Annotated in this window: 25 protein-coding genes, 1 tRNA gene and 2 pseudogenes; 17 read left to right on the forward strand and 11 right to left on the reverse strand. The window is 55.2% G+C overall.

Features of this window, described 5'->3' with window-relative positions; translation table 11 throughout:
- The first annotated feature begins 291 nt into the window (after positions 1 to 291).
- Together NGM15_RS15195 and NGM15_RS15200 are read left to right on the forward strand one after the other, a co-directional pair.
- Positions 292 to 1,314: an ICP22 family protein gene (locus tag NGM15_RS15195; RefSeq protein WP_253432736.1), complete on the forward strand. Its 1,023-nt coding sequence runs from the start codon at positions 292 to 294 to the stop codon at positions 1,312 to 1,314.
- Between the two features lie 160 nt (positions 1,315 to 1,474).
- A complete protein-coding gene (locus tag NGM15_RS15200; protein WP_253432738.1) occupies positions 1,475 to 1,852 on the forward strand; it encodes a DUF1428 domain-containing protein in 378 nt (125 codons plus the stop codon).
- Here NGM15_RS15200 and NGM15_RS15205 read toward each other — a convergent pair.
- From NGM15_RS15205 to NGM15_RS15215, 3 genes are all read right to left on the reverse strand, one after another.
- Positions 1,843 to 2,406: a hypothetical protein gene (locus NGM15_RS15205; RefSeq protein WP_253432741.1), complete on the reverse strand. Its 564-nt coding sequence runs from the start codon at positions 2,404 to 2,406 to the stop codon at positions 1,843 to 1,845. The genes NGM15_RS15200 and NGM15_RS15205 overlap by 10 nt on opposite strands.
- Before the next feature lie 63 nt (positions 2,407 to 2,469).
- Positions 2,470 to 2,832, reverse strand: a complete 363-nt coding sequence (locus NGM15_RS15210; RefSeq protein WP_253432743.1) for an iron chaperone — start codon at positions 2,830 to 2,832, stop codon at positions 2,470 to 2,472.
- Positions 2,833 to 3,024: 192 nt separating this feature from the next.
- Positions 3,025 to 3,114 (reverse strand) — tRNA-OTHER (locus tag NGM15_RS15215).
- 82 nt (positions 3,115 to 3,196) lie between these two features.
- Here NGM15_RS15215 and NGM15_RS15220 point away from each other — a divergent pair.
- The 8 genes from NGM15_RS15220 to NGM15_RS15255 all read left to right on the forward strand — a co-directional run bounded on the left by NGM15_RS15220 (position 3,197) and on the right by NGM15_RS15255 (position 12,142).
- Entirely contained in the window at positions 3,197 to 3,427 is a 231-nt protein-coding gene (locus tag NGM15_RS15220; protein WP_253432746.1) for a hypothetical protein, read from the forward strand.
- A 1,182-nt stretch (positions 3,428 to 4,609) separates the two neighbouring features.
- Complete coding sequence (locus tag NGM15_RS15225) at positions 4,610 to 5,371, forward strand: proteasome assembly chaperone family protein (protein ID WP_253432749.1); 762 nt, start codon at positions 4,610 to 4,612, stop codon at positions 5,369 to 5,371.
- Positions 5,372 to 5,715: 344 nt separating this feature from the next.
- Positions 5,716 to 7,965 (forward strand): cation:proton antiporter domain-containing protein, encoded by a 2,250-nt coding sequence (locus NGM15_RS15230; protein WP_253432752.1) that lies wholly within the window; start codon positions 5,716 to 5,718, stop codon positions 7,963 to 7,965.
- 314 nt (positions 7,966 to 8,279) lie between these two features.
- Positions 8,280 to 8,987, forward strand: coding sequence for a YqjF family protein (locus NGM15_RS15235; protein WP_253432754.1), 708 nt, complete (start codon positions 8,280 to 8,282; stop codon positions 8,985 to 8,987).
- A 112-nt stretch (positions 8,988 to 9,099) separates the two neighbouring features.
- A complete protein-coding gene (locus NGM15_RS15240; protein WP_253432757.1) occupies positions 9,100 to 9,399 on the forward strand; it encodes a hypothetical protein in 300 nt (99 codons plus the stop codon).
- 89 nt (positions 9,400 to 9,488) lie between these two features.
- Complete coding sequence (locus NGM15_RS15245) at positions 9,489 to 10,766, forward strand: MFS transporter (protein ID WP_253432759.1); 1,278 nt, start codon at positions 9,489 to 9,491, stop codon at positions 10,764 to 10,766.
- Positions 10,763 to 11,626: a DUF8173 domain-containing protein gene (locus tag NGM15_RS15250; protein WP_253432762.1), complete on the forward strand. Its 864-nt coding sequence runs from the start codon at positions 10,763 to 10,765 to the stop codon at positions 11,624 to 11,626. The genes NGM15_RS15245 and NGM15_RS15250 overlap by 4 nt, the downstream gene beginning before the upstream one ends.
- Before the next feature lie 285 nt (positions 11,627 to 11,911).
- Entirely contained in the window at positions 11,912 to 12,142 is a 231-nt protein-coding gene (locus tag NGM15_RS15255) for a hypothetical protein (protein WP_253432764.1), read from the forward strand.
- A gap of 304 nt (positions 12,143 to 12,446) precedes the next feature.
- On the opposite strand, the gene NGM15_RS15260 is transcribed toward NGM15_RS15255, so the two are convergent.
- Entirely contained in the window at positions 12,447 to 13,748 is a 1,302-nt protein-coding gene (locus tag NGM15_RS15260; protein ID WP_253432767.1) for a hypothetical protein, read from the reverse strand.
- 298 nt (positions 13,749 to 14,046) lie between these two features.
- On the opposite strand from NGM15_RS15260, the pseudogene NGM15_RS15265 reads away from it, so the two are divergent.
- The 3 genes and pseudogenes from NGM15_RS15265 to NGM15_RS15275 all read left to right on the forward strand — a co-directional run.
- Positions 14,047 to 14,199 (forward strand): annotated as a pseudogene (locus tag NGM15_RS15265) (IS6 family transposase); the annotation flags it as partial.
- A gap of 216 nt (positions 14,200 to 14,415) precedes the next feature.
- Positions 14,416 to 14,751 carry a DUF7344 domain-containing protein gene (locus NGM15_RS15270; RefSeq protein ID WP_253432769.1) on the forward strand — a complete coding sequence of 112 codons (336 nt, stop codon included), beginning with the start codon at positions 14,416 to 14,418 and terminating at the stop codon, positions 14,749 to 14,751.
- Positions 14,752 to 15,351: 600 nt separating this feature from the next.
- On the forward strand, positions 15,352 to 15,639 hold the full coding sequence (locus NGM15_RS15275) for an amphi-Trp domain-containing protein (protein WP_253432771.1): 288 nt from the start codon (positions 15,352 to 15,354) through the stop codon (positions 15,637 to 15,639).
- 220 nt (positions 15,640 to 15,859) lie between these two features.
- On the opposite strand, the gene ddfA is transcribed toward NGM15_RS15275, so the two are convergent.
- Entirely contained in the window at positions 15,860 to 16,180 is a 321-nt protein-coding gene (gene ddfA, locus NGM15_RS15280) for a DdfA family disk-determining factor (RefSeq protein ID WP_311136451.1), read from the reverse strand.
- A 151-nt stretch (positions 16,181 to 16,331) separates the two neighbouring features.
- Positions 16,332 to 17,183 (reverse strand): IS5 family transposase, encoded by an 852-nt coding sequence (locus NGM15_RS15285; RefSeq protein WP_253432776.1) that lies wholly within the window; start codon positions 17,181 to 17,183, stop codon positions 16,332 to 16,334.
- Positions 17,184 to 17,239: 56 nt separating this feature from the next.
- Between NGM15_RS15285 and NGM15_RS15290 the strand changes: the two are divergent.
- The 4 genes and pseudogenes from NGM15_RS15290 to NGM15_RS15305 all read left to right on the forward strand — a co-directional run.
- A pseudogene (locus tag NGM15_RS15290) lies at positions 17,240 to 17,773 on the forward strand (DDE-type integrase/transposase/recombinase); the annotation flags it as partial.
- A 61-nt stretch (positions 17,774 to 17,834) separates the two neighbouring features.
- Positions 17,835 to 18,458, forward strand: coding sequence for a helix-turn-helix domain-containing protein (locus NGM15_RS15295; protein ID WP_253432778.1), 624 nt, complete (start codon positions 17,835 to 17,837; stop codon positions 18,456 to 18,458).
- Between the two features lie 185 nt (positions 18,459 to 18,643).
- Complete coding sequence (locus NGM15_RS15300) at positions 18,644 to 19,240, forward strand: carboxymuconolactone decarboxylase family protein (RefSeq protein WP_253432781.1); 597 nt, start codon at positions 18,644 to 18,646, stop codon at positions 19,238 to 19,240.
- A gap of 3 nt (positions 19,241 to 19,243) precedes the next feature.
- Positions 19,244 to 19,606: a DoxX family protein gene (locus NGM15_RS15305; protein WP_253432784.1), complete on the forward strand. Its 363-nt coding sequence runs from the start codon at positions 19,244 to 19,246 to the stop codon at positions 19,604 to 19,606.
- A gap of 211 nt (positions 19,607 to 19,817) precedes the next feature.
- On the opposite strand, the gene NGM15_RS15310 is transcribed toward NGM15_RS15305, so the two are convergent.
- From NGM15_RS15310 to NGM15_RS15330, 5 genes are read right to left on the reverse strand one after another with little or no spacing between them, the layout of a single operon-like run.
- Entirely contained in the window at positions 19,818 to 21,017 is a 1,200-nt protein-coding gene (locus NGM15_RS15310; RefSeq protein ID WP_484549593.1) for a phage NrS-1 polymerase family protein, read from the reverse strand.
- A gap of 4 nt (positions 21,018 to 21,021) precedes the next feature.
- Positions 21,022 to 23,157, reverse strand: coding sequence for a VirB4 family type IV secretion system protein (locus NGM15_RS15315; RefSeq protein WP_253432789.1), 2,136 nt, complete (start codon positions 23,155 to 23,157; stop codon positions 21,022 to 21,024).
- Positions 23,154 to 24,254 (reverse strand): TraC-like domain-containing protein, encoded by a 1,101-nt coding sequence (locus NGM15_RS15320; RefSeq protein WP_253432792.1) that lies wholly within the window; start codon positions 24,252 to 24,254, stop codon positions 23,154 to 23,156. Before NGM15_RS15320 ends, NGM15_RS15315 begins: the two co-directional genes overlap by 4 nt.
- Positions 24,254 to 25,396 (reverse strand): TrbL/VirB6 family protein, encoded by a 1,143-nt coding sequence (locus tag NGM15_RS15325; protein WP_253438136.1) that lies wholly within the window; start codon positions 25,394 to 25,396, stop codon positions 24,254 to 24,256. Before NGM15_RS15325 ends, NGM15_RS15320 begins: the two co-directional genes overlap by 1 nt.
- Positions 25,396 to 26,184 carry a PLP-dependent aminotransferase family protein gene (locus NGM15_RS15330; RefSeq protein ID WP_253432795.1) on the reverse strand — a complete coding sequence of 263 codons (789 nt, stop codon included), beginning with the start codon at positions 26,182 to 26,184 and terminating at the stop codon, positions 25,396 to 25,398. The genes NGM15_RS15325 and NGM15_RS15330 overlap by 1 nt, the downstream gene beginning before the upstream one ends.
- Positions 26,185 to 26,206 lie beyond the last annotated feature (22 nt).

Below are 26,206 nucleotides of genomic sequence, written 5' to 3' on the forward strand. Positions count from 1 at the left end.
GGAAGAATCAACAGCCACGAAATAGCGTACGCTAACCCAAAGAATGCCCACAGTGGTGAGGAGCGGACCGAGGACGCTACCGTTCGTCTCGCTCTTCCTTGGCCTTCCTCTGGTGTTGCCATGCAGTACCGATGAGGAGAAAACAAATAAAACACGGATAGTCTCACCATTTCAGACGCAGTATCTGACCTCTCTGAGACAATCCAGCAGAGTGACAACTGGGCACGATTACTAGCAGATATATGATGGGTTGACGGTGAGGATTTGTGCGTCGCGACCGAACGGTCAGGTGTGAACCAGACCGACATCAGCGCACGATCGGAGTCGAAGTCAGGAGTCGATACCGCGTGGGCCGCGGCGAGAAGCGGCCGGGAGTACATCTCGAAGGCAGCACCGTATCTCCAGCGCGGCGTCGAATCGGGTACAGTAACGGCGATCATCGGAGGGACGGGCCTCCTCAGCGGTATCCGAGCGCTCCTGGCCGGCGAGCGCGAGCGCGGATTCGCCAGGCTCGTCCTGGGAGCTGGGTTCATAGTGGCCGCGCTCGGCCAACGCCGATCCCACAGCCGCGGTGAGCTGTCTGACGTCGAGCAAACCGACGTGGTAGACACGTCGCCTGACGTCGATGCAGTCGCCGACGAGGCCGGCGGCGTCGGGGAGGAAGACCACGCCACCGGCGAGACGGCCGTGGAGGTCGCTGACACGTCCCCGGATGTCGAGGACGTGGGATCGGGACTCGAGTCAGAATCTGACGCCGAGTCGGGATCGGTCGGCCAGCGCGAAATCGTCGACACCGGCATCGAGAGCGAGGACCTATCGGAGGCGACCGAGCGCGAAACGGGGGATGCCGGTGGCGAAGAAGGGACGAGCGAGGAGACGACGGCCGAGGAGGGCACTGACATCGGGGATGGCACCGAAACAGCGGATATCGATCGTCTGGGCGAGGCGGCATTCGACAGGCAGAGCCGGGAGGTTCCAGCGCCACAGCGGGCGTTCAACCAGGGCTATCTGGCCCACTCGACCGAGGCGTTCTGGGGAATCCGCGCACGCGACGACGCAGTATTGGTCTCCATAGACTACGACGCTATCGGGGGTCGCGATGGGATGCAGTACGTTGCCAGCAGTGAAATCGGCCAGGACGTCCGCGAGCTACCGATCCCCGACGCTGTCCTCAACCACTGGGATGAGGTGTTCGGCGGCGGTACCGCCGTGATCGGCGGCGATGACATCCTATTCGTCACGACCGAGGATCTCGCGACCGACGGCATGCTACGCATCCTCCCTGCGGAGTGGGCCGACGACCTGACAGCGTGACTACTCCCACGACTTCAGTCGTGGGTTTCTCCTCAAATCTGTGTAAAGAGGAGTATACAAGATACAGAGGATGTATGAAGCAGGGCAAAATTCATTGCTGAGATAAATCTCGATTGGTGTAAAAACGTTCAACACCTCTCACGTCCTCCGTACGTAAGTTATGGAACGATACGTCGATGGATTCGTCATCCCGCTCCCGAACGAACGGCTCGATGCGTACCGTGAAATGGCCAGCGAGGCCGGAAAGCTCTGGATCGAACACGGCGCTCTCGAGTATTTCGAAGGGGTCGGAGACGACATGGAGCCTGACATGGACGGCATGCCGATGGTGACCTTCCCACAGCTCGCAGACACAGGAGACGACGAGACGGTCGTGTTCTCATTTATCGTCTTCGAGTCGCGGGACCACCGCGACGAAGTGAACGCGAAGGTGATGGAAGAATCCACGATGGACCCCAACAGCTACGAAGAGGAGATGCCCTTCGACCCGGAGCGCATGGCGTACGGTGGCTTCCGTTCAATTGTTAGCTACGAGTAACCGTCATCGTGTATCGTACAGTCTTGACGAACCCCGAGATAGACTGGTTGCGGGTCGTACGTGCCACTTCGGATTTGATGAATCGCCTTCGCTGTCGAATAGTGGTTCCCGTCCACGACAATCGACGCTTCGTCGGGATTGGGTTGAAAGAGCGTCAATCGTTCTTCGTGCGTCGTCGTTTCGAAGCTGTCAGCGAGCCGCTTGATATGGGCTACGTCAATATCTTCGAACGTATCCGGTAATTCCGACTCGATAATACGCTTTGCGGCCCCTCGGATCGTATTATTCGGCGAGAGTTTTCGCCACGAACTGTCTGCTGCCCCATCAATCACTCTGAGACGCAGAAATTCCGTCTCATCCAGCTCCGTTGCATGCCACGTCAGATGATGTTGCCAGATGAATGCGGCCTGAAACGGGCACTGACAGAGAAGTTCCCCAACGAGTTCCCACTCCGCTTCCTTCCGCTCAAAGTCGAAATCTCGATAGAGTTTTTTATTTTCACGCCGGAGCCAATTCCGGGCTACTTCTGCCAGCGGAATTCCTGTTTGTCCCATTTGGTAGAGATGGACACCGAGAGCCAAATCATTGGCGCTGAAACTTCGACGGCAACGCTTTGCTTACTGCGCTTTTGTAGCTTCTTTTACCTTCCGTTCCAGAAGCTGCTTTAGCTCTGTGGTCGGCACTGCTTGGTCGTACCTGATTTGGATGGTCTCTTTTCCAATTTTGTACCCTTTTTCTTCGAGCAGTTTGCGATCTTCACTCCGAAACGCGTCTGCACCAATGCCAAAGGTGGCGTGGTTCTTGAACGCCGTAAACCCAACGTGAGTACCGTGAAATTCATAGAATGGCACGTTGTACTTTATCCCTTCTTCCGCTTCTGGAACGGTCGATTTGATGATCTCGCGGAGTTCTTTGAGCGTTGACCGGGCTTCTTCGTCCTGGTTCAAAATGTATGAATCGACGTCTTGTGATTTTGACATCCTATAGTCTCCGTAGGCTGAATAAGGATTACTGCTTTATGATTAAACCGGTAAGCTCAGCTATGAGTTCTGCGACGCGATGTCCGTCCTGGATCGGCCGCGTGAAAACTGATGTCGACTCATGGGGCGCCGAATGGTAATTCGATCCCGGTTCCAGCTAATGACGGGCATTCGACCTGAAGTACCACGTAGCGGAAGGGGTGGGATTCGAACGCCACGAGGCCAACTGGCCTCCGCGATGACAGAGTGCACCACGGTGCTCTTCCACTGAGCAACCCTTCCGTAAGACGGTGACTCGAGGGTTTCGGCCCATGAATCGGTAAAGCCCTTAACAATTATTACAGCTCCGAACTCAATCTCACCTATGGTTTCCGACCGGGACGGCTCTTCTGATCTTCAGCTTCGTTTCTCCGGAGGTCGGTTTGAAAGGCACCTCGTCACCACGATCGTTGCCCTCCAGGTGGCCCTTGCTGCTACTGGTGTCATGGCAGTCGGGTTCGTCTTCCTCGCGACAGATGGACGCAATCCTCTATTCGTTGGACTAGCCGTGATCTCACTGGTTCTCGCATTCCTGCTCTCTTATTTGTACGAGTGAGGATTGGGAAAGAGGGTTTTAGTACGTGAACCGGTAGGTGACGGCCACTCTGGAAAGGTGGCCGGGTTATGATGGTGCGACACGCCGCTTTAACACCTACCGCTGGCCTGTATCCCCTGGGGGGTGTCAGACCATTTTCGACTCCACCGGTGAGCGTAAAGGCTGTTGCCCCATCGTATACAAGCACCGATCACTCACAGCGTCACGACCTCGATTTCAGTATGTAGAAGCAGTTTTGGCCACGAAGCCGGCGTTCCCCACGCGTCAAGCACTCGAAGACAGAGGCGTGGTGACTGTTAAGCGTCAATTCGGACTTTTCGTGATACTCCACCGATGAGCCACAGACCTGGGACCGATCCCACAGGGAATCGAGTCGTGCGTATACTCATCTTTCTGTTTCCGGCAGATGAGGCTCTGTTGAAATCCTCAGTGGGTGATAGGTTTGAATTGCTGTGCTGCATACAGAGGATGGATGCAGCGAATCAGAACTGTTATGACATTCAATCACCAAATCATTCCAATGAGAATAAACAAAACTCATTTGATTCTTATTGGTCTTCATATAACGGTTCTCGGAGGGTTCCTCCGCATCGATGACTATTTCACTTGGCAATTGACTGGTGGGGGAAGAGCATCCCTTCCCCTTATTTTGCTTTATGGTGGACTTCTCATAACACTCGGATCACTTCTCATACCGGAACCGACAGAAGATAGTCACTAAAACCTCCTTCTTGGATGATTCATCGGTGGGTTGTACTGAGGATCTTCCTTCACACGAAGTGAGTCAATCCTCATACGACACTCGCGCCCTGTATTCAGCACGCAGTTCTTGCCAGGTCCGGAGGATTTCAACAGAGCAGCAGATGATGGATTGCTCGCCATCGGCCTCGCTCGGCTCCGGGTCGAAATCATTCGGAATAGGTGTCCGTGACCCCGCTGAGAGACCCCTCGAATCCGGTCGTCCATGATCAGCTTCACTCCCTCGTTTCGAAGCTCGGTATCCTAGAAGCGATCCTCGAGATCGTCCTCGTGACACTGCTAGCGGTCCGTATGGGTCGGATCCATCAGGACAGATTCCATGTGGCCGGCGTCGTTCTCCAGGCGCTGGCCCCTTCACGAGTTTCGATGTTCCACCATTCTGAATGGTGGCGACATTATAACGATGGACCGTGTATGTTTGATATGCCTTCTGAACCTTCCTTCAAGGTGACTAGTTCGGCAGATGTTTCTCCTAGCGAGACGCTTGTCATAGGAGTATCAACAGTTGGACTGGCTGGACTCACCGCTGTAGACCACCTCATCAAGAATAACAATTCTACAGAGTACGGTCACATCCTGACACGAAATATCCCTGATATAACCCCTTTTGAAGAAGGAGAACCACGCTTGCCACTACGCCTCTACGACCTACCAGATCTTGATCTATCGATACTCGTTGGCGAACTGTTCATCCCTACATGGGCAGCAGATTCGTTCGTTGAAGCCCTCCTGGAATGGACGTCATCGGCTGGGATCGGTGAGATCACTGTTCTTCACGGTGTTCCTTTCCCACACGGGCCTGACGAACACGATGTATTTTACGTCGCGTCTACACCCTATCGAACGAAACAACTCGAAGATACTGAAATCAAACCTCTCAAGGGAGGCTACCTCGATGGCATCGCCTCCGAATTAATAACCTCAAATCTCACCGGTAAGGCACCACCAACTGGCGCTCTTATCACCCCGACTCATCCGCCAGGGCCCGATTTCGATTCGGCCTTACTCTTCCTCGAAGCGCTTCAGCGCATCTATGAGTTTACAATCGATGAAGAAGAACTCCGTCACCGCGCTGACGAAGTCAAACAGTATTATCAGGAACTTGCCAATCAAATGGAACGCTTCGGAAGCGGTGAACGGCCCTCAGGAGGCTATGAATTCCCTGAAGATCGCATGTTCATGTGAAGTAGAAACTATCGTCCACAAGGGCCGCGATCAGTCCTCAGTCCAGTACGAATTTCTCATCTAAAGACAACAGCGAGAGTTCCACGGGTCATCCGACCCGTAGTACTTTACATTCTTCCGCAATGTGCGGCGAGATCTTTTTGCTCTGACGAGGTGTACCTACGGCATGACAGCCATCTCCGAGCCCCTTTGTTTGCTGTATAACGAACCGGCCAAGTCAAAAACGGAGATTCCTATTAGCGCCTATTAAATATAATATACGCATTATATCATCGGTTTCTGTAAGATGAATAAAGCATCTCGACGGAGTAGCACGCATACCACAGTAGTTAGGAGATGGAGAGATGGTAGTTATCGAACCGCTCAGTCACCACGAACTATTTCTCGTCATCGTACAGCTGACGCTACTGCTCTTCGTCGCACGACTGGTAGGTGAGGCGTTCAGTTCGATCGGCCAACCAGCGGTCGTTGGAGAATTGCTCGCAGGCGTCCTCCTCGGACCATCTCTTCTAGGTGTCGTCGCACCTACTGTGTACGAGTCGCTGTTTGCGGTTTCGGAGAGTCAGTTCCACCTCCTCGAAGTCATCTCCTGGATCGGTCTCATCATGTTGCTGGTCGTCACCGGCCTCGAAACGGATATCGATCTCATCATCAGCAAGGGACGGACAGCAGTTATTCTCTCGGTCGGCGGTATCGTCGTCCCCTTTGCGACCGGCTTTGCACTGGGGTGGTACTTACCCGTCGAGTTCATCGGGGCGCCCGATCAGCGCCTCGTGTTCAGCCTATTTATCGCGACTGCAATGAGCATCTCGGCAATTCCGGTCATCGCGAAAGTCCTCATCGAACTGGATGTCATTCGACGCGACATTGGTCAGTTGATTCTCGCGGCAGGAATGATCGACGATACGATCGGCTGGATTCTGCTGGCTACAGTCGCCGGGCTCGCTCGAACGGGGGTCGTCGATCTCGGCTCGGCTGCGGCCACGATCCTGTCAGTGGTTGTGTTTCTCGGTGTCGCGTTTACGATCGGACGACGCGTCGTTGCGGAGACTATTCGATGGGTCGATAATGCCGTCGGTAGCGACGCCGCGTTGCTATCCACGCTGATGATCTTTGCACTCGCCGCGGGAGCGATCACCCATTATATGCGACTCGAGGCGATTCTCGGTGCGTTCGTCGTCGGCGTGTTGGTCGGCCAGGTGAAACGATTCAACTACCAAGTCCGACGGAGCTTCGAGACGATGACGCTCTCCATCTTCGCGCCGCTTTTCTTCGCCATCGCGGGTCTACGGATGGACGTTGCTGCACTGGCAGATCCGACCGTGTTCACCATCGGAGTCGTCGTCTTCGCAATCGCCTGTTTCGGTAAATTCGGCGGGGTCATGGGCGGTTCGAGACTAGCCGGGCTCTCGAAGTGGGAGGGGATCACGATCGGCGGCGGCATGAACGCCCGCGGGGCGATGGAGATCGTCGTCGCCACGATCGGCCTCGGACTCGGTATCTTGACGACAAGCATGTACAGTATCATCGTCGCGGTCGCCATTGCGACGTCGTTGATGGCGCCCGCAATCATGCGCTGGTCGATTCCGAAGATCGAGATGGGCGATGCGGAGCGAAAGCGCATGGAGCGGGAGAAGTACCTGAAGGAGAGCTTCGTGAACAATCTTACCCGCGTTCTGTTGCCAACGCGAGGAACCGTCGATACACAGTACGCTGCCCGGCTCATCGGGCCGTTGTTCCGGCCCCTCCGGACCGATCTGGACCTTCTCTACATCGACGATTCCGATGCGTCGACTGTCGACGGCAGCCATGGCTGGATCGGCAGTCGTCTCCTGGGTCGGGGAAGGAGCGACCCGAGAACGACGGAGCAAGACGAATCCGAATCGGCCGAGCGCGTTCTCACGGGGCTCGAAAAGCGACTCGGAGAACAAACGGGTTCGATCCGACGGCTCGTACGCAACGCTCCCGACAGCGTCGCGGATACAATTCTCGAGAACGCGGACGCCAGGTACGATATGATCGTCGTCGGTGAACGGACCCTCGGAAGCGATCCCGACGGACCGCTGTTCAGCGAGACGATCGATCGCGTCGTCCAGGAGATGCCGTGTCCAACGATGGTCGTCAGCACGTCCGAAAGCGTAAAGCGCGACCCCAGGCAGATAGACGAACCGATCCGGCGAATTCTTCTGCCGACGGTTGGGACCCAGGCTAGCCGCCACGCAGCTGAGGTGGCATTCACGATCGCAGCCGAGGAGAACGCTTTGGTCGAGGTCGCTCACGTGGTCGCTCGCCCGGGGTTGAGTGATCAGTTCGTCGACAGTCCAGACCTCACGAATGAGCTGGACGTCGGCAATCGAATCGTCGACCGCGACGCAGAATTCGGGAGACGACTCGGGGCCAAGGTCGTCACTACCGTTACCGTATCAGATAAACCCGGTGCGGAACTCGTCGACATCGCGGATCGAAACGGTGCTGACGTGATCGTGATGGGGACGAACACTCGGCCGATTTCCCAGCGAGCGTTCTTCGGTCCCAACGTGGAATACGTGGTCAACAACGCGCCCTGTCCGGTGACAGTACTGAGTTCGGTTTAACTGGATGCGATTCCGACCAACACTCTCACCACAATTTTTGACTACTGACTGCCAATCGGACCGCTCCGCGTTCTGTTGACGCTCGTTTCGGAACGGCGGAGAACGGACCTTCGATAGTCTTCGAGTGAGGGCTCGTTCCACCGAAGGTCTTTATCGCCGTCACAGGTCTCTGGGTCGCGTTCATCCCACTCGGCATCCATCCGTTATTCGTTAACCGGTTCGTCCTCCTCGCTGTCATTGCTATGGCGTTCGCGGTCGCTGGTGAGATTACTTGGCGATACAATATTGTATCATACAACCGAAAGACCGGGTGGATGGTCGTTTCGCTTTTCATGGGATGGCATCACGTTTGCTTCGCCAATTGGCCGATCGACCCGGAACTCGTCGAGCCGCGGCTCCCGAACCGCCTGACGCTCGATACCTACGATGGAAAGGCGTGGCTGTCGGTCGTTCCGTTTACGAACGTCGATGTCCGACCACGGGTATTCCCCGCTGGAACGGGAGTCTCCCTCCCCGAACTTAATCTCCGAACGTACGTCACGTTCGATGGGAACCCTGGAGTGTACTTCTTCAGTCTCGATGCCGATGGAATCGCGGGAGTTGCTGGGGCTCGCCTCTTTCATCACCTCCCGTACTACAACGCCAGCATTGATCTCACCGAGGAGAATGGGCGGCTTCGATTCACGTGTCGTCGCCTTCACCCCGGAGCGAGGCCAGTTGCGTTCGAAGCGACGTATGGACCGAGCGGCGGTCGAACCGTTGCGGAGGCAGGCACGCTCGCTCACTTTCTCACGGAGCGCTACCGCTACTATACTGAAACCCCGGATGGGTCCATCCGCTACGCTGACATTGAGCACGAACCGTGGCCGTTATACGATGCTATCGTCGAGATCGAGGAAAACACGCTCTTCGAGGCAAACGGATTCACGACTCCGGATTCCGATCCAGTTCACCTCTACAGTTCCGGCGTTGAGACCATCGCTTCTAAAAGCAAACGGATGACTGCGTCACGCGTTCCGTGACGAGTCAATCCTAGTCTCTACTCTGATGTAACAGTTATCTGTTGGTGCGTAGTACTATCCGATACCGTTCCATCATGTCACGAAGCTATTCGAAACGCGGAGGACAGTAACAATGGCAACAGCAATCGAGAAGCTCGATGTGGAACACGACCTTGTGCAGTTGCTCGTCACGGAAGCGGTGAAAGTCGGCATGGGGTCGCCGTTACGTGATCCGATTCTCGAAGCAGTTGAAGAAACGACCGGAGAGTCACTTGAAGCGATCGAAGAAACGATCAACGAAGGCAATACGTCAGACACGAAAGAAAAAAGCCGGCTCACCATAGTAATACAGGGAGGAACCGTTTTCATCGTGATGTTCGTCGTACTGTACCTTACCCTCAGACGATTGACCAGCGATGAACCAAACACGTGAATCGAGACAGCTCAATCGCTCCGCTCCAATTGGCGGAGCAGGTGCGGGAGAATCCGAGAGTCTGATCGATCGCCCCCTATGCTAGGTGAATGAAGCTCTTCGCATTCGTTCGTGAGCGCCAGTGGATTCCAGTTACCGGCTACCTGATCTACGTGGCGGCGCTCACGGCGGGATACTACTACAACCTCACCTTTGTCCAGTTGGGATTGACCGATCTCGGGACGCGAGAGATCGGGATGTCCCCCGAAGATGTGTCGATAGTGATGGCCGTACTGGCGCTTCTCACACTCGTCGCCGCCGTCGGCAGCGGCCTCGTCATGGATCGGCGTGGCTGGAGCACCGATCTGTACGTGAAGTTTCGCCTGCTCTTTCTGATTATCCTTGTCCAGCTGTTGCTGACGATCGCTGCCCCGTTCGTGAGTACAGTCGAGGGGTTCGTGCTGTGGGTCGTCGTCTGTTCGGCGACGCTCGGACTCGGCATCCCGGTGACGTTCAGTTTCATGCTCGATTTCATCCCCATCAGAGACCGGGGGTACGTCGCCGCGACCGTGGCAGGCCTCTCATTTTTCGTTGCGGCACTGTATCCAGTCGAGTGGCGGATTGACGAGTTTAGCCTCGTTATGAGCGCGATGATGGTTCCAGCAGTGCTGGTTCTGGCCGTGCTTTCGGTAAAACGGTTCGCGTTCGTCGATGTTCTCGCCAGCCAGCATGAACGAAGTACGTTCGGAACCGGGCGATTCTGCCGGCCGACGCCCGTTCGAACGCTAAGCGTCGCGTTGTGGGGACCGATCCTGTTGATGTTCGGCGTCTTCTTCATCGATAGCCTGGGCTTTCTCCGGATCATCGAGGAACCCCTTTACATCTACACGTCGTGGCAATCACCCGACCTGAGCGTCCGGTTTTTCATCGCCGTCTTCCATATCGTCGGGGCGGTCGCTGCCGGCGTTCTGTATACGAACTTCGATCGGAACTGGGTGTTCCTGTGGGTGTTCGGCCTGTTCGCGTTCACGCACCTGCTGTACGTCTTCGACGTCCGGTTCGGCGTCGGCGAGACGCCGGCGCTTATCCTGCCGATGTTCTACGTGCTCGCGGTCAGCTTCTACACGACGCTCAACTTCGCGCTCTGGCCGGATCTCTCGACCGCCGAGACGATCGGTACGCACACGGCTCTCGGCGTCGGCATCGCGGGGTGGCTGGCGACGTTCATGAGTACCGCGCTGGCGCTCTACTCCGAAGGAATTGAACTCCCGCTCGGGAGTCATCTGACGTACGTTAACACGCTGTCACTGCTGTTCGTCGTCGCGCTGCCCGTACTGCTATACGTCCATCGAATGTTCGAGTTAGCACGTGGAGAGGCAGCGTCATGAACCTGGAACTCATTCCCCTCCTGATCATCGTACTGCTCATGATCTCGGCAGGCGGGGTGGACGTTGAAACCACCGAGTTCGTCATCGAGGGCAACCACGAGATCACCGAGCATCGGGGCGCGTTGATCGTCGGCGACGCGGCCGTCACAATCCCTGATGACGAAACGATCTCCGGACCGGTCTACGTCATCGGCGGCGAGCTCCAGGTTCAGGGCACAGTCGAAGGCGACGTGACGCAACTCTCCGGGTCACTCGCCGTCGAAGACGGTGCAGCGATCGACGGCGAACTCCAGCACATCGGCGGGAGCGAGGAGGTGGCAGACGAAGCGGCCATTGCTGAGCGAACCCCCGTCGAGTTTACTCCGGCCGAACCCGGTCCGGTCGCCGCGTACACACCGGTCGTTCTGACGACCCTGATCCTGTCGCTCGTCGGGGCATGGCTGTCCCGAAAGCGACCAATGTTGCTCGAAAATATCGGAACGACCGCGCGAGACCATCCGGTGATCTCCCTCACTGTGGGCGCACTCCTCTCCGTAACGTTCCTGGCCGTGTTCGTGTTCATGGCGTTTACCCTGATCCTTCTTCCGGTGAGTATCCTCGGCCTCCTGATCGGACTTGTGGCGATCGCCTACGGGATCATTGGGCTGGGATATCTTGCCGGAAAGCTGTTAGACATGCCACGGGTTGGGCTGGCGACCGGACTCGGCGTCATCGGTATTATGGTGTTATTGCAGGTGGCCGGCGCGGTTCCGATTCTCGGAGATCTGATCGCGGGCGGGCTCCTTCTGATCGGCCTCGGGGCCGTCGTGGTGACGTACTTCGGGCTCCAGAAGTTCGAACCGGTATCGCTGCCTGAGTGACGACGACCCTGGTGCTTCACATTCGGTGGATTCAGGCTCAACCTACGAGTGGATGACTTGTCATCGTCCCTTCGATTTTAAGTCCAATCCACGGGTGAAAATAACTAACTCACGGGTCTTCTGGATCAGTAAATTCGGACTCGTTAGATTCGCTCGTCTTGTCAACATCGGTTTTCATTGGACGCATTGGGCTAACCATGTCGAACGGAGGGGCCACTTTCCGCAACCACAATAGGGGCGAAGGAGACGGTAAGGCGTAAGGCCGGTTAAGAGAGTTTATTCCATATGGGCGCCGCAGGGGCCAATCACGTTATCGAACGAGGAGACACCTACGACCATGACCGCTATGGGGTAATTGAAACCACAGTCATTCGGAAAGGAGTCGATGGAGTGGATTCAACTCGCCAGTCCAACGAGAACGAAACCTACATCGTCCGATACGCAACCGAAGAAAATGGAGAACATATGGATAAACTCACGGATACGTTAGACGAGTTCCTCGAAGCGACCCAGTGAACCAATTCGTCCGACCTGCGAGAGGAATGCTGGGTCCTCTCCTTGCAGAATCTAGACGTGCTGTATTCACTATGCTGGTTTCGCAGACGACGGATAATACACTATCTGGCAGATATGCTATGATTTGTATTGAGGAATTAGCACACTCCGTAGATCGACCATTATTTCGTGATACATTCGTGCCCTGTATTCAGCAGCGTCTGAATTACCTACTAAAATGACGTCAGGACAAACGTGCTAAATATAGAGTAGACATGCCTGCGATAACGTCCTCCGTGTAATCGTTCCCGAATGTAAGAGGCGATCAAGACGGGCTTACTTCTTCGTGCCACCGCTGCATGTGGTCGGCGTGGGTATCGAGGTACGCACCGGCTTTGAAATGCGCGTCGTAGTAGTCCGTGTCGATATGATGTGCCTGGACGCAACCGGGCAGCACCATCGTCGGCACTGTCCCCGGGAATTTCCCGTGTTTGTCGTAGATGTACTGGGCGATCTCGCCGAGGCACTCGACCGTTTCGTCGTCGTATGGCTCGATCGAGCGCTTCACCGCCTCGCTGTCCTCCCACGGACCAGGCGTTGCCGGGTCGTAAGTGCTGCCCTGGCCGAACTTTCGCTCGACGAGTTCGTCGACCGCTGCGTGCATGTCCGGGTAGTACGGTGGACAGAGGCCCTCGTACCGGTCGTCGAGGCCCACGGGGTTCGGTACGGTCCAGTCCTCATTGTCGACGAACCGAAACCCGAGCCCGTCGAGATCGTCACGCATCGGGGCACCGAACAGGCTCAGTTCGTTGATCCCCGCGAAATACAATCCGCCGAGTCCCACCGCCTGCATCGTGAGCACCATGTTGTGTGCCATGAACGACAGCTCGGCACAGTTCTGTTCCAGGGTGGCGCGTTCGAGGAAGGACAGCGGGAACGCCTTATCGGCGTCCAACAACCCCGATTCGATGTACGGCCCGAGGTCGCCGGCCGGTTCCCCGATCTCGTCATCCATGATCACGTAGCCGTTCTCGACGAAAAGACAGAGGAGCGCCAGCATCTCTTCACTGGCGTCGCCGACGGGCATGAACAGCGTTGACCCTGGCGTGTTGGTCCACCAGTGGTTCGGCTCGAGGATGTGGCCGGATTCGGCGGGGATGTCCACCCGCTCGTCGGCGAGTTTCTCGGTGTGCGCTCTGGCCACTGCCATAATGCGTCCGGCGTCGTCTTCGAGGTCCATTGCCTCGCGGAGTCGACTCGGTTCGACGCTCCGGGTGTTCGTTAGGTATGTGCCGTCGTCGTCGGTATAGAACAGGACCGGTGTGCCGATCCCGGCTGCCGTCGGTGCCGTTCGACCGGTCAACCGGACCGAGAAGTCGGTGTGCCCGTCCGGCCGATGTGGGCCGAACGGAATCCCGTAGTGCCACCCGCTCACCCCGGTCCCAGCAGCGACGAGGACCGATTGCTCGAGGTCGGATAATGGAAGCGGGTCAGCGTCCGATTCGAACGCCAGCGGCCCCGACGGGATCGACAGTCCACGACCGAACCGACGGGATCGACGCCCGAAAATGGCCTGAAACAGTGGATACTCGAACAGTTCCGTAAGGGAGCGTGTGGTCTCAGGCATGATGACTCCTCAATGGCTTACCAGACATCGATTGTAGTGCGAGCGCTTGCAGGTCTGGCGATGTTCTGTCTACCATGGGTTAGTTGACCTCCATTCTACTATGGGTGCCAGTCACATAATGCCGCCCTATGAAACATTTGCAGGGGTTGAACAGGATGTGCTATTTGACCAGAGAAACGGTGTGCTAGGGATCGGTCCGCTAATGAACGATATGTGGCTTCGATTCAGCAGCCTTTGATGGCAGTATCTAGTTAGGCCAGTTTGAGGAACGAGCAGGTCGTGGAGTTAGTTTGGAATGATGCTCGCAGACTTGCTTAGCGAGACCTACGGAGTAGAATTTGATGAATGTTGGGAGCGCGAGTAGACGGCGACGCCCGTCAGGGTGTTCGCCGTCCGCCTCCATACGATCGGTTGTTCGCTTCGAGGGACACAAGCGATTTTGGCTTTGTTGAAACCCTCAATCGGTGATAGGTTTCAGCAGCCGTGCTGCATACAGCGCACGATTGTGCCACAGACTGCGGATTTCTATTCAGAGGTGCTGGTCATTCAGTCCAGACAAAGTATTGCGACAGGCCACTAACATTCACCCACATTGGCGACTTTTGTAACGGTTCCTAATAGGGTAGGGTCTCGACTTTTATATACAGAGCACCATCAACGAATCAACATGAATACGCAGGATGTCCACGAGATCCTGGCTAATGGTGATCGGCAGCACATCCTCGGTGAACTTTTCAAAAACGACGGATTTACCACAATTCCTGTTCTCGCTAAACGACTAGCCGACCACTCGGAGACTCGCGTAGAAACCAACAAGGCGCTCGAAAACGCAAAGATCAGGTTAGTGCATAACCACTTACCACGGCTGGAAGATTACGGAATAATCGAGTACGACAGCAGAAGCGGAGATGTAGTACTTACCGCCTCTGAGGCGAGAAAGTCTCTACTTGATAGTGCAGAGGAGCTAGAAGCCATGTCTCCTGAAACAGCGGAATCTTTCTGACCGATATTTTAGTGGCGTAGAATCCCATCTTGAGGGAGCGAAATAAACACAATCGCCATGTTCTATCCACACTCTGAGTCGGTCACGTCGCCTCTGACAAGAATTGGGTAGTTCGTTCAGTGCGTGCTAAATAGAAACCGCGAATGTAGTACAAGACCGGCCCAGTTGGGAAGGTAGTGATGGTTCAGTACAGTGGCAGGACTAGTCACTCTAGGCTTTCAATCGCCTTAAAATCCGATCCTCCACAGGTACAGCCACTTCTTCCAGAGAGTTTAATGGGTCCATCAACCAACCGTTTTCCTGAATGCACCTTTCCACAATGAGTACACATAGCGATGACTACATTTCTGGTTTTTCCCATCGGTATAACTGAAAGTACTACGGACCTCCTAATTAGTGTTAGCCAACGTTCACGACACCATGAACGGGCATGAGATTTCGGATACTGAGTGGCAGAACTCAGCCAAAGCCACTTTCCAGACCAGCCTGGCGTGCTGAACTTAAGGCGCGAATGTCGCATGAGATTTGGCTCGATTGTGCCGGTGGTGATCGTTCAGTACAGGGGATTCATTTATCGGTGCAGGCAGCGTATCGTTCATTATGCCTGAAGAAGTCCTGTTCAAATCAGAGAGTGACCAGACCCGAGAAGACATCGCCTCGTATCTCCGCAGTGTCGCTGATAAGCTCGAACAAGGGGATACAATCACACTCAAATCCGGTTCCGAGTCCGTGACAATGGAACCGCCATCACGCCCGACGTTTGAGGTCAAAGCCGAACGCGAAGGGCCAACGGACGGCCCCGGAGAATTGAGTATCGAGTTCGAACTCGAATGGGACGAGAACGGCAATGAGGGGGACGGCGGGAGCGGTCAGTTAGAAATCGAGTGACTAGTTCGCAGCCGTATGTAGCGGTTGGTTCCGGTTTGAGTGCGTGAAATAAATAGCGCCACCGTACTGCATCCATCCTCTGTATCTCGCACACTGGTTCAGGGCAGCTATAGCCTCTGGAATACTATTATCGGAATGGTGATGTCGTTCGCTGGGAAGATTCTGTGACTGCGACCGAAATGTTCGAGTCCAACTGAACTGGAGAGGCGGCCAACTGTAATTAGCTCTTGAGTGAGTCCGTGGCCGATTGTGAATCCGCTTGTGGGCTAGTGGCTGGGTCGGTAAGCTGAACCCCACCAGAGCTGCTGATCTGAACTGTATAGCCGCAGTAGTCAAATTGGATTGTCCCATTTGCTCGGCTCCGTTTGGAAGTTGACTGGAACAAGGAATCGAGCGCCTCTGGGTCGATGACAGAATGAAGCGGTGGCTCGAGTTCTACTGGATCAGTTCGTTCCCGCTCAGCAACTGCTTCGATAATTTGAAGGCTTAGTGAGTTCCCTCTAGCCATACAATAGCATTCAGAAACAAAGCGCAAGAACATTCTGGATACTCTCCAACAGATATTAGTATATATTTTGTGAGTCGATATAGCACGTGAATTGGGGCGAATAATTCACCATGATTAGTTTGAATCAAATGGTGTTGTCGTGCAGAACTCATCTTCTGTATTCAGCAGTCCCTTCCTCTCGGAATCACTGACATTCGCCCTCCTTGAATGCAATAGTGAGCCCTCGTTCGAGTTTGTGAACGACACACTTGATGACGAGTTCCCGGAACTGCTTCCACCAGAGACGTGACCGCACGAATGCACCGAATTTCTGTTTGATCGCCGCGTTGACTGTCTCGTTCATGTTCCGCTGATGGTAGAGATCGCCATCCAGCCGTGCATTCCACGCTTTGTGGAGTGAGATGAACTCACGATGCTTTATAAGTGGTCGAATATCGTGGTCGCTGGCGAGTCGCCGGAGCTTCTGGTCGTCGTATCCCTTATCACCGGTCAAGACCGCGATGGACTCTGCGTTCCGTTTCACTACCTGTGGCGCAATCTGCGTATCGTGCTTTCGCGTTGTCGTCACGTGAACATCGAGAACAGCATTGGTCGCTGTATCGACCAACAACGTTGTCTTCAACTGCTGGATGGTGAGGTTCGTTCGCTTCGTATAGTGTGTTGATGCATGCGCCCGCTCGAATCCGGAGGCATCAATGCTGGTGACACCGTTCAGCGGCAAGTCCGAAAGTGAAACGTTCAGCAGCACCCGCCAGACGGCCATCTCCAACCGGTCGAACGCCTTGCAGAGTGTCGAGGGTGCGGGGATCGAATCGAGATCGAGGGCGTCACGAATGCGAGGCATCTTGATGAGTTCGTCAACAAGGTCGCGGTATGTGGTTGTCTTCTTCACTTTGAGACAGAGCAGGACGACATGTTGGCGGAGCGTGAACCGTTTCCGTGAGTAGCGTGTCGAAAACCGTGCCACAGCACGGCGAGCCAGCATCATAGCCCGTTCAACGAATCGAAGGAGTCGTGACTTCGGGAGAGCAACCATCTTCCTCCAGCTACTCACCAGTCATGTTTGTCAGCAAGGGTTTCAACAAGGCCGCGATTTACCGATTGATCGGCGTTGAACGGTCTTACCAAGCCATCTGGCAGTGGGTGCATGACTGGTTGATAGTTGACAGACCCACGGAGGGCGAAGCCCTCGTGGGTTGCGGTTGATGAGACCGCTATCAATATCAACGGTGACTGACCGTGGGTGTACGCTGCAATCGATCTCGACTCTCAGTTGCTCCTCGATGTCGCAGTCTTTAGACGACGAGGCACCGATCGAGCCGTTGCGTTCCTGTATCGATTGACTGAGAAACACGAGCTCTCTGACGCTGTGTTTCTCGTCGATTGCACGGGTATCTGACTGCCCTTTCCCGATTAGACTCGAGAGGTCACCTCGACTACGTCGAGCGAGACCTGATCAAGAAGTGGTTTCACACGCTGACGATACGGGTTGACCGCTTTCATAGCCCGTAGGTGGGCAGTCAGGCGATCGTCAGAAGTTGGCTTGAACAATTCGCACACTACTACAACACGCAACGACTGCATCAGTCACTCAACAGACAGAATCTAGTAGGGGAGTTAAACTAGATAGTGCCAAGAATAGGTTCGTGTCAAAGTAGAAATAGCCGGTGATCGAAAGGAGAGGTAGATGCCCCACACCCGATTAAAGTTCAAACTCCCGGGGGGCGCGTTCGAGTTTTCAACCGACCATCCTGACGAGGAATTCCGGATACTCGCTGCCTTCCCCATAGATGATGAACTCTTCGTCGCGTTCGAGGCACCAATAGAGAACCATCAAGCCGTCCTTCGCTATTTTGATGAAACTCCACTTTCCTATGACGTGCTCCACACTGACGAACAGTCCGTACTGCTCCAGTATGAAATGCCGTTCATTCCACCACCACTTCGCGCAGTCTTGGCCTCTGGGAACCTCGTGCAATTTCCGCTCACCCTCCGGGATGGATGGATAGCGTTTGACCTGACAACCTCTCACGAGCGGCTATCGATGCTCAAAGCTGAGTTCGAGGACGCTGGCTTCACGTACGAGGTCGTCTCAGTCACACAATCGACCCAACCGACCGATCTGTTGACCGACCGCCAACGGCGCTTCATGATCGAGGCCCTCCAGCGCGGCTACTACGACAGCCCCCGCGAGTGTTCGCTCACCGATCTTGCGGGTGAGCTCGAGGTTAGCAAATCGACGGCGAGCAGGGTACTCCACAACGCCGAAGAGACGGTCGTCAAGGAGTTTTTCGCAGAGCTGATTGAGTAGATTGGTGGGTATACAGGGACGGCCCAGGGCTCACAACAGCGGACGCCGAGGGCTGATTACGCTGTTTATTCCCCGAACCGACCGGTTCGGAATATTGGGTTCTTCACTCGGGGGCTATCTGACTGGTTGTTGGATGGAACATGTTGCAGTAAACCACCATCATCCGTTCTCTCGTGCTTAGATATATGGTTACGAGACTAGAGCCGATCGAGAAGCCCGATGGACTCAAAATGCGGCTCATCTACTGGATGATGCGACGAAAGTTTGGCAAGGTAATGATCCCGCTGAAGGTTGTGATCGCTCGCATGCCAGGGTCTCTGGGACTTATCCGCAAGCTCCAGAAATTCCACAAGAGGATTCCGCTTGACCCTGAACTCAAGCTCATGGTGAGGACGCTTATCTCGGAGAACAACGGGTGCGGCTATTGCTTGGATCTAGGAGAGTCGGAGGCAAACCGCGAGAACCTCGGGATGGGAAAGTTCAACGCGCTCGCGGAGTACCAGACGAGCCCGCTCTTTTCCGATCGGGAGCGAGCGGCGCTGGCGTATGCGGAGGAACTCACGCGCCACAAGAACGTTTCCGACGCTACGTTCGAAGAGCTCCGCAAGCATTTCAACGATCGGGAGATCGTCGAAATCACGTGGCTGAATGCGATGCAAAACTTCACTAACCTCGTTACTATTCCGCTCGAAATCGAATCCGATGGTTTGTGTGCGATTGCTCAGTCGGAGATACAGATGGAACATGATGAACGATCGCCCATGCAAAACGCACGAGAATAAACCATGGCACTCACCTTGTCCACTGCTCACATGGGTGTCACTATCCTGACCATCGTCGCTGTCGGCATTTCGGCAGTAGGCTTCTTTCGCCCTCCTGAGGTTCTCCTCAAAGACATGGTCGAGGTAGACGTGAAGGAATCCTGGCTGCCCATGCTGGGCACTCTGAAAGCGGCGGGCGCGCTCGGACTGCTGATCGGCATCGGCGTGCCAATCCCATCGATCGGGACGGCCGCCGCAGTCGGCCTCGTTGTGTACTTTGTCGGTGCCTCGATCGTCCACCTGCGCGCTGGCGATTACTCGGTCAGTGGGCAGCACGTGTTCCTCCTGTTGGCCGTGGCCACACTGGTGTTGGACCTGGTTTCGTGAACCGCCCCTGAGAGTGGTCGTCGGTAACGTGCAAAAATAGAGGGACTCCGACTTGCTCTACGAGGATGTGGGTGACGGGAGGGATCCTGAAACGACCGACAAACTCGTCCACGGTACTTATCGACTTAATTAGCCCACATCAAGTTGTCTGCCAGTAACCCGCGCTCTCGGGCTTGTTTAAATGCGTGAGATCGATCTCGAGTGAAAGTAGCTACTTGTCTCGATGAATGACGAGCCGTCGTAACCGTTTCCAAAGCGAGGGAGTGGGCGTAGAATCAGACTTGTCGATTTTTCCTGTAGAGATATTCGTTTTCCTCGTATGTTCGTTTTCTCTGTCTTCGATAGTCACCTTCAACTCACTAATGCGCTGGTTCTTCTCCTCAAGCGCCTCCTCAAGGTTTCTCACTTGCTTTTCTAGGATCTCATTTTTCCGCGCGAGATAATACATCTCTCGATCGTTCTCCGTCCTCACTCTTGTCGACTCAGACGTCCCTCTCGATCTACCCTTCGCCGTTGCTTCCTCTTGGGCACCTGACTCATAGTACTCGGTCGTGTGCTCGACAGCACGCTCGAGCGTCCGTTTGCCGTACGTCGTGCCATCTCCATAGTGGACGGCATCCCATTTGGGACGAACGAGCCCCGATTGGCGAAACAGTCGATCCATCTGGTTCTGGTTGCCGCCAGTCCAAAACGCCAGCAAACAACAAAGGGCCATATCAGCCTCAGAGTGGCTATCGTATCCGACAGTCGATCCGTTCCAGAGTCTCTCAAACTTCTCGTTATTCGAGGCCGCTCGGGCCTTTTCTAGTAACTCCTCATCTGACAGCGTGAGGCGTGATTTTCTCCTCTCAGCCCTTGCACTCGAGTTCCCATCTCCACTCGAGTCTCGCTCGACGTACTCACGATGGATCTCCTCGAGTTCTGCCTGTCGGTGCTCGATCTCTGTGGGCAAGCCAGGAACGCGATCCCCAGTGACGGTGAAATATCGGGCATGATCGTAGAGTTCGATCTGCCCACGTCTGTTTCGCCCACTGGGTAACGTGCCCTCGACGAGTACGTGATATCCTGTTCCCGATGGGGAGACTTCGGTATACGAATCGAGTTGTTGCACAATCGATTTGATCTCGGTGTCTGGACGCCCTGTCTCGGGATCGCGACAATCATCTAGGTCGATCCCAACGAACGGGTCATCAGGAGTGAACACGAAGCCAATTCCATCTGCTATTCCAGATTGTGAATACGTGAGGACGCTGTCGAAGTCACTCCAGGTAGTGTTGTCTGTCGAGGAGGCGAACGAACCCGTTTTCGGATCGATTGGTACCTTCGTGGATTTTCCGTCGCGATCTTCGCTTCGCCAACAGAGCCACTGATCTCGCGCTCGCAATTTCTCCGGGATGGATCCTTCTATCATCTTCTCAGTCTGAGACGGCGTTATCTCGCTGACCGTCACCCATGGTGCGGTCAGCATCAAACTCCACAGTTCGTTCGGCCGCTCCTGGAAGGTCGCTTCGAGTGTGTGCCTTCGGGTCGAAATCGATCACAGTCGCCTCGTTCTCCATCGCGCGCACTTCGATACCGCGCCATTCACCGTCGACGCCGACGAGGGCTTCTGAATACCCAGTCCGATCGTTACCGGGGACGGCTTCCTGGACGAACCGCATCTGTGCCGAGTTCAGGCCAAATTCTTCGGCCCATTCGTGATCCATACCGTCGAGGTGGTGGAACTGCTTGATCGCACACTGGTCGATGATCGCCTCCGATTCGGGATGTTGAAAGAACTCGTCGACGGTCTGAGTGAGAAGCCGAATCGACAGGTTGTGGTGGCGGTGATGGCGAAAGACTACCTCGAGATATTCGAGACTCGCCGCATCCTGCATGATATATCGCGCTTCGTCGATGACGAAGACGACCTCTTTCTCGGTCTCTTTGGCTCGTTCATACACCAGCGAAATCAGTAACTGCATGACGAGGCTCGTACTTCCACCGAGACTGCCCTCCTGTTGGGCGAGGTCGAGGTAGATCACCTTCTCGTCGCGGATATCGAACTCCGTCTCTCGTCCCAGGTTCTCATACCGGCCGTCCTGGGAAAATGGTCGTAGTTGATCGATGAGCCACGTTGCATCAGATCCGATCTTGCCTGCTTCTGCAGACGTCCGAACAACGTACTCTGCTGGATTCTCAACCATCTCCTCGAGGATATCGAGGACGTCGCGCATCGTTGGGCTCTCGTTGCGGTGGGTCGCTATATCGTCGGTAATCTCCTTTCGAGTGTACGCTCGTTCGAGCGCTGTCTCGAGAGTGGTCCGGCGATCGTCGAGGGAGATTCCACGGAGAGCGAAGTAATTCGAGAGGAAGCTCATCACGCTATCGAGTTTTTCGCGATATGGGCTCGCGTCTTCGCCCATCGCCCGCTGGATCCGTTCAGGCGTCGGCTTGATCTCGAGTGGATTCAACCCCATGTCTCCGCCGATCGTAATTCGTTCGCCACCGAGTGCGTCGGCGACGCCCGCCCAGTTATTGAGAGGTTCGAGGATGATGCCGATGCGGTCTTCGCTTTGCTCGATCGAGCGGATGAAGTTCTGCTTTGCGCCGAACGATTTCCCAGAGCCGGGATCACCGATCGTGAACATCGCATAGCCATTTTCGCGGACGAACGGGTCGATCACGACCGGGCTCTGGTTTTTCCAGTGAGTGCCGAACTCAACGCCACCATCCTCGAGGATCGTCGCCGTATGTACCGAAGCGAAGAGGGCGCCTACGGCTCCGCCTAATGCTGTTGCTTCGCGGCCGAAGGGGTTCGGTCCTACTGGAGCAGCTGCCTGAAGCGCCAGATCTTGCTTACAGATGGCCGTCTTCGGTGACAGTCCAGCCGGATCTTCACGGAGTCGGCTCCGTACGGTTCGGACGTGCTCTCGAAGTTCATGACGTGTTTGGGCGCGGATCGTGATGAACATGCCCTGTCTGAAGACGCGACTCCCATTCTCGACGCTCTTGTACGTCGATACAGCTTCTGCGGCTCGTTCCTGCAAATACGCTCCACGGACGCTCCGTTCGAGGTCGGCATCCGCCTGCAAATCGTCTGCGGCCCGCTGTAACTCGTCTCGAGCCTGCTCCTGATTCTTGGGCGTGAGGTGTACCGTGAGATCGAATTCGACATCGGTCAGTTCGAAGAGTTCGTTGAGATAGCCATCTTTGGGATAATCCGGATAGTCCGCGATGTAGAGCGTTGATGTCCACTGCTCGCCGACTTGAGCGGCGCGTGTCTCCCATTCAATTGCGTCGGGGGCGATGAGGGTTTGCTGTCGGTGAGCGACCTCGTCGAGAATTGCACCCTCACCCTGGGCTGCCTCGAGCGTTGCTTGCTCGAGAAGTGCACTTAACTCGACTTCGTCGATTTCTTCTGTGTGCCACCGATCCCAGCCACTCCTTACGAGGAGCGTCCCCACAGCAGTGAGGACGAGGTATAGAGCGAGTCCTTCCTGCGTTGCTGGATCGGGAAGTATCTGTGCTACGTACGGAAGGGGAACGAACGCGATTCCTCCTCCGATCATTCGTCTCCTCGCTCTTGATTTCCGATTACTGGCTGTTCGCGCATTGCGTTCTCCGGGATGTCGTACTCGTGTTCATCGCCGTTCCAGAAGTCCATCGCGAGGAGGAACACTTCGACCGTACTCAGTGGACGTGCAGACCACCCTGGGGCTTTTTGCACGAACTCTGTCTGAACCGTTCGTCGTCGCGTCTCGAGTTTCTCGAACATCGCTGCTCGTAACTCGGCATCGGTCATGTTCTCTCGTCGAGTGACGAACGGATTGAACAGAAAGCCAATCACCGGAAACGAGGTGAGCTTCTCGGCTGGTGAGCGCTCATCCTGATAGCGATCGTAGACCTCGAGCGGGGCCACTTCGACGCCGATGAAGTATCGGAGCTGCGTAGTCCCTGCAAGCTCTCGTGGTCGTTTTTCACGATACTCTTCGAGGAGGACTTCGAAAACCGGGTTGTCCTTGACGTCCTCATCCAGGAGTCGATCATCGATACGGTCGATCAACTGTTCGACGGGAAACGACCGAGTTGTCGCGTGGAAAGTGAGTTTAAAATCGAGTTCACGATTCGCAAACTCTTCGCCAAGACGCTGGATGTGTGCCCAGTCGCCGGACATGGCGAAGTCCATGTTTCCGGCATCGATCTCGAGAAAGGCCTCCATCGCTCCATCAGTTCGTTCGATCGCTCCAGCGCCCGGCCAGGCGCGGGCAATCGAGGTGAGGTCCTGGGTGGACTCATCGGGTTTAAACGGCGTGTAGTTGATCAGCCCACCCTCCGTCGTCGACCCACCAGCGTCTTGACCGGGTTCACCACTGTAGGTGAATCGAGGACGCTTGAAGTAGTAGCGATAGACGTCTCCAAGCCACGCCGTCGCCGGGAGGTGACTCGGTGAGGCGTAGACGATTATCCCACCGAGGACAACGCCGAACAAGACGAACGGCAGAATTGCTCCATCGAGGCCGGTTAATCCCCCAAAGAGGAGGCCAACAATCGGGAAGCCAACCAAGACGTACACGTCTCCTTCGTCGATATTCAATAGCGGTATCCGACTCTCTTCACCGAATTCATCCATAATCCGCCGACTGGCGGCATCGTGTTCTCGTGCCATTAGTAGTACCCCGGATCGTTTTCCGCACGGCGATAATCGGGAACCCCGCTATTGCCGTAGGCATCCATCACCGTGTTATCGTTCGTCGTCTGACTGCCAGCACCTCCACTTGAAGTGGCTCGTGATTGGGATGGGTTGTTTGAGTCGCGAAATCTCGAGGCTACCGTATAGCCTGCGGCAGCTTTTGGTCCCCACATTGCCGCTGCCGAAGCGGCCGACGGTCCAGCGATTGCCCCTGCGCCAACGACTGCACCGGCCGTGACCGTTGCCTTGCCCGTTGCTCCGATAATTTTGGTCGTCATTGGAGCAGCGTATTTGAACAGCTTCCAGACGATGATGATCGACAGAAGTGGGAGTGTGACGGCAATGAGGTAACTCAAAAAGGCGCTGTCCGGGACGAGACTCGAGTCCGAACCATTACCGAAGAGGAGTTCATAGCCTTTGAACAGGAGTGCGACCGGAATCGGCATGATCGCCAGCGGGACGAATTTCATACAGGCTGTCTTTGCGATATGGGAGACGACAGGCAGATTTCCAAAGGCGAGTGCAATCCCAATCGGCATCGCGTAGATGAAGATATAGAGCAGAATCTCTCGAAGGAAAAACAACGCCTGAAGAATCCACATCGCTGTCGCGCCAATACCGGTCAAAAAGAGGGCGAGAAGTGGGTTCGAAATTGTGAGGCCCAACAAATCAGTCATCACCTTTGTGACCGCGGATACCTCAGGAATGAGAGCAATAGTGAATCCATCGACGAGATAGAGGGCTAACACAGCAACCCAGTACCACGTCACAATGAGGAATGCGCCCGTCCAGGCGCTTCGTTTTGTTTTCCGTGCATCGTAGGCGCTTCCCATATTGAAAATACGGATCGTGTGTCGTCCCTGGACACACATTACCAGTAATAGAAGAGCAACGAGCATGATCTCGCCTGTGACGAGAGCGCCATGAATGTCTACCCACGGCGTATTTGTCGGTTGACCAAATACGAACGCACCATTTGTTTCCGGTGTTGGTGTCCCGAAGACCTGGGACGTGATCGCCCTGTATGCCTCTGTCAGCCCCTCTTGGAACCATTGGATGAGCTTGTCAATTGTATCTTCAAACCATTTGAGCCCGACATCGCTAAGGGACCATGCAATCACGAAGACACCTTCTCAATCTTGTATTCACAGCCATGAGATTCTGTATCTTGATACTGTATCTCGTACTCGAGGCTGGCCTTTTCTGATTGATGCACTGAAGCCAGCTCTACGGTGAAATGCCCTCTTGTTCCTGCTAAACCACACTCAACCCCTCTGCCTGTGGGTGAGAACGGACGGTTGTTACTGTAGATTAACACTGTTTCCCCAGCTGGAATCACAATTGCATCAGCATCTGCGCCAAAGTCATTCTCTGGATCGTAAATTCCGCTAGCGCCAGTCTCGTCGTAACTTTCGTGGGTTGGAAGCGGAACGTCACCACGAAACCGGAGCTGCGTAACCGCAGTAGGCCCCGTTCCGGTGTTGGTAACAGACAGAATAGCCTCAGCATTCGTATCCGATTCGGTCGCTCCTTCGTACATCTCTTCGGGATACTCTTTGCCCAGCCGAAGTTTGGTCAACTCGAGATCGGGTTCGAGTTTCAAAGACTGGGTTTCCACGACCTCCTTTGCATCGAGGCCGATCACCTCATATGGTCCTGGAGTATACTCTGTCCCGATCTCGACGGCAAGTCGAGAAACACCAGCTTCGACCGTTCGAGTCACGAAGAGTTCTCCTGCGGGATCGACGACGTTCACCTGGTCGATTACGCCCGCTTGGAATCGAAGAACCAGCTGCGTTCCCTCAACTCTCGAGGTGAACTCGAGGGAGTCGTTCGACTCAGTCGCTGTTTCATCATTGCCTGAGGCCGCACAGCCAGCCAACCCTACTGATGTAGCGATGGCCAATACCCTGAGGGCGGTTCGTCTC

It is taken from the genome of Natronosalvus halobius (genome assembly GCF_024138145.1).
In the GTDB taxonomy this organism is placed as follows: domain Archaea; phylum Halobacteriota; class Halobacteria; order Halobacteriales; family Natrialbaceae; genus Natronosalvus; species Natronosalvus halobius.

Coding starts and splice junctions, on each gene's coding strand:
- NGM15_RS15295 (WP_253432778.1), top strand. CDS start 17,835: ATGCCCCACACCCGATTAAAGTTCAAACTCCCGGGGGGCGCGTTCGAG.
- NGM15_RS15235 (WP_253432754.1), top strand. CDS start 8,280: ATGGTCGTTTCGCTTTTCATGGGATGGCATCACGTTTGCTTCGCCAAT.
- NGM15_RS15320 (WP_253432792.1), bottom strand. CDS start 24,254: ATGGCACGAGAACACGATGCCGCCAGTCGGCGGATTATGGATGAATTC.
- NGM15_RS15255 (WP_253432764.1), top strand. CDS start 11,912: ATGGGCGCCGCAGGGGCCAATCACGTTATCGAACGAGGAGACACCTAC.
- NGM15_RS15270 (WP_253432769.1), top strand. CDS start 14,416: ATGAATACGCAGGATGTCCACGAGATCCTGGCTAATGGTGATCGGCAG.
- NGM15_RS15210 (WP_253432743.1), bottom strand. CDS start 2,832: ATGTCAAAATCACAAGACGTCGATTCATACATTTTGAACCAGGACGAA.
- NGM15_RS15285 (WP_253432776.1), bottom strand. CDS start 17,183: ATGGTTGCTCTCCCGAAGTCACGACTCCTTCGATTCGTTGAACGGGCT.
- NGM15_RS15310 (WP_484549593.1), bottom strand. CDS start 21,017: ATGATAGAAGGATCCATCCCGGAGAAATTGCGAGCGCGAGATCAGTGG.
- NGM15_RS15230 (WP_253432752.1), top strand. CDS start 5,716: ATGGTAGTTATCGAACCGCTCAGTCACCACGAACTATTTCTCGTCATC.
- NGM15_RS15200 (WP_253432738.1), top strand. CDS start 1,475: ATGGAACGATACGTCGATGGATTCGTCATCCCGCTCCCGAACGAACGG.
- NGM15_RS15240 (WP_253432757.1), top strand. CDS start 9,100: ATGGCAACAGCAATCGAGAAGCTCGATGTGGAACACGACCTTGTGCAG.
- NGM15_RS15225 (WP_253432749.1), top strand. CDS start 4,610: ATGCCTTCTGAACCTTCCTTCAAGGTGACTAGTTCGGCAGATGTTTCT.
- NGM15_RS15205 (WP_253432741.1), bottom strand. CDS start 2,406: ATGGGACAAACAGGAATTCCGCTGGCAGAAGTAGCCCGGAATTGGCTC.
- NGM15_RS15315 (WP_253432789.1), bottom strand. CDS start 23,157: ATGATCGGAGGAGGAATCGCGTTCGTTCCCCTTCCGTACGTAGCACAG.
- NGM15_RS15305 (WP_253432784.1), top strand. CDS start 19,244: ATGGCACTCACCTTGTCCACTGCTCACATGGGTGTCACTATCCTGACC.
- ddfA (WP_311136451.1), bottom strand. CDS start 16,180: ATGTTCTTGCGCTTTGTTTCTGAATGCTATTGTATGGCTAGAGGGAAC.
- NGM15_RS15300 (WP_253432781.1), top strand. CDS start 18,644: ATGGTTACGAGACTAGAGCCGATCGAGAAGCCCGATGGACTCAAAATG.
- NGM15_RS15220 (WP_253432746.1), top strand. CDS start 3,197: ATGGTTTCCGACCGGGACGGCTCTTCTGATCTTCAGCTTCGTTTCTCC.
- NGM15_RS15260 (WP_253432767.1), bottom strand. CDS start 13,748: ATGCCTGAGACCACACGCTCCCTTACGGAACTGTTCGAGTATCCACTG.
- NGM15_RS15250 (WP_253432762.1), top strand. CDS start 10,763: ATGAACCTGGAACTCATTCCCCTCCTGATCATCGTACTGCTCATGATC.
- NGM15_RS15275 (WP_253432771.1), top strand. CDS start 15,352: ATGCCTGAAGAAGTCCTGTTCAAATCAGAGAGTGACCAGACCCGAGAA.
- NGM15_RS15245 (WP_253432759.1), top strand. CDS start 9,489: ATGAAGCTCTTCGCATTCGTTCGTGAGCGCCAGTGGATTCCAGTTACC.